This window comes from Streptococcus sp., from assembly GCF_032481935.1.
In the GTDB taxonomy this organism is placed as follows: domain Bacteria; phylum Bacillota; class Bacilli; order Lactobacillales; family Streptococcaceae; genus Streptococcus.
Genome location: NZ_JAWERU010000090.1, coordinates 1 through 1,693, shown reverse-complemented (window position 1 = coordinate 1,693; position 1,693 = coordinate 1). Strand labels below are relative to the sequence as shown.

The following is a 1,693-nucleotide window of genomic DNA, read 5'->3' as shown; positions in this document are numbered from 1 at the left end:
ACACGTGGAAGTGAAACTGAAACCAATTTATCCAAGAATTCGTACATACGTTCACCACGAAGGGTAACTTTTGCACCGATCGCAACACCTTCACGAAGACGGAAGCCGGCGATTGATTTTTTAGCTTTAGTGATAAGTGGTTTTTGACCTGAGATAAGCGCCAATTCTTCAGCAGCTTTTTCAAGGCTTTTAGCGTTTGATACAGCTTCACCAACACCCATGTTCAAAACGATCTTATCTACTTTAGGCACAGCCATCACTGATGAGTAGTTGAATTGTTCTGTCAAAGCAGGAACTACTTCATTAAGATATTTTTCTTTTAAACGATTTGCCATTATACTTCTCCTTTCCTTCGTGATTAATCAAGCACTTCGCCTGATTTTTTGTTGTAGCGAACTTTTTTACCGTCTACAAATTTGTAACCAACACGACCAGCTACACCGTTTTTGTCCAAAACTTGAACGTTTGATACGTGGATAGCTGCTTCCTTCTCGATGATACCACCTTGAGGAAGTTCGTTAGTTGGACGTTGGTGTTTCTTAACGATGTTAACACCTTCAACGATAACTTTGTTTACTTTTGGAAGGGCAGTAAGGACAACAGCTTCTGTTCCCTTATCTTTACCAGCGATTACGCGAACTTTGTCGCCTTTTTTTACAAACATTTTTTTCTCCTTTTATTCTTACGCCCAATGGGCACCCTGGCTAAGCCAGGGGACTGTGTTTGTTTGTTTTTGCTCTGTGAAAATTAAAGTACTTCTGGAGCAAGTGACACGATCTTCATGAAGCCACCTTCACGCAATTCACGTGCAACTGGACCAAAGATACGTGTTCCGCGAGGAGTTTTATCTTCACGGATGATAACTGCTGCGTTTTCATCAAATTTGATGTATGAACCATCAGCACGACGAGCACCTGATTTAGTACGAACGATAACTGCTTTAACAACGTCACCTTTTTTAACCGCACCACCAGGAGTAGCTTGTTTTACAGATGCCACAATAACATCACCGATGTTCGCAAATTTACGTTTAGAACCACCAAGAACTTTGATAGTCAAGATTTCGCGTGCACCGCTGTTGTCTGCGACTTTCAAACGAGTTTCTGTTTGAATCATTTCAGTTTTCTCCTTTCAGGTTTGATTAGATGATAACCGCTTCTTCAACGACTTCTACAAGACGGAAACGTTTTGTAGCTGAAAGCGGACGAGTTTCCATGATACGTACGATATCGCCTTCTTTGGCAACATTGTTTTCATCATGTGCTTTGTATTTTTTAGAGTAGTTAATACGTTTACCATAGACTGGGTGGTTACGTTTTGTTTCAACTACAACTGTGATTGTCTTGTCCATTTTGTCAGATACAACACGTCCAACAAGAACTTTACGATTATTGCGTTCCATTGAAATTTCTCCTTCCCTAGTCTATTATTTCGCTTCAGATTGAACTGTTTTGATACGAGCGATTTGTTTTTTAACTTCTTTCAAGCGAGCTGTTTGTTCTAATTGACCAGTAGCAGCTTGGAAACGAAGTTCAAACAATTCTTTTTTCAATTCGTTTTCGCGCTTCGCGAGTTCTTCTTGAGAAAGACCACGAAGTTCTTTAACAAATTCTTTTACTTCATTAAGTTTCATGCCTTCTCCTTATTCTGCTTCACGTTTTACGAATTTACATTTAACTGGCAATTTGTGGCT

General features: G+C 39.8%; 5 protein-coding genes. All 5 read right to left on the bottom strand.

Features of this window, described 5'->3' with window-relative positions; translation table 11 throughout:
- The coding region (gene rplE, locus E7C97_RS09455) for a 50S ribosomal protein L5 (RefSeq protein ID WP_316109070.1) at nucleotides 1-335 on the bottom strand (335 nt) is incomplete at its 3' end.
- A gap of 23 nt (nucleotides 336-358) precedes the next feature.
- Nucleotides 359-664, bottom strand: a complete 306-nt coding sequence (gene rplX / locus E7C97_RS09450) for a 50S ribosomal protein L24 (RefSeq protein ID WP_000497691.1) — start codon at nucleotides 662-664, stop codon at nucleotides 359-361.
- A gap of 83 nt (nucleotides 665-747) precedes the next feature.
- Nucleotides 748-1,116, bottom strand: coding sequence for a 50S ribosomal protein L14 (gene rplN, locus E7C97_RS09445; RefSeq protein WP_000616548.1), 369 nt, complete (start codon nucleotides 1,114-1,116; stop codon nucleotides 748-750).
- Nucleotides 1,117-1,141: 25 nt separating this feature from the next.
- On the bottom strand, nucleotides 1,142-1,402 hold the full coding sequence (rpsQ, locus tag E7C97_RS09440) for a 30S ribosomal protein S17 (protein WP_000440801.1): 261 nt from the start codon (nucleotides 1,400-1,402) through the stop codon (nucleotides 1,142-1,144).
- Between the two features lie 24 nt (nucleotides 1,403-1,426).
- The gene (gene rpmC, locus E7C97_RS09435) at nucleotides 1,427-1,633 is read right to left on the bottom strand and encodes a 50S ribosomal protein L29 (RefSeq protein ID WP_000772918.1); all 207 of its coding nucleotides are present in this window, start codon (nucleotides 1,631-1,633) and stop codon (nucleotides 1,427-1,429) included.
- Between the last annotated feature and the right edge of the window lie 60 nt (nucleotides 1,634-1,693).

Excerpts from the sequence above, each read along its gene's own strand:
- rplX (WP_000497691.1), bottom strand. The coding sequence starts at position 664 with ATGTTTGTAAAAAAAGGCGACAAAGTTCGCGTAATCGCTGGTAAAGAT.
- rplN (WP_000616548.1), bottom strand. The coding sequence starts at position 1,116 with ATGATTCAAACAGAAACTCGTTTGAAAGTCGCAGACAACAGCGGTGCA.
- rpsQ (WP_000440801.1), bottom strand. The coding sequence starts at position 1,402 with ATGGAACGCAATAATCGTAAAGTTCTTGTTGGACGTGTTGTATCTGAC.
- rpmC (WP_000772918.1), bottom strand. The coding sequence starts at position 1,633 with ATGAAACTTAATGAAGTAAAAGAATTTGTTAAAGAACTTCGTGGTCTT.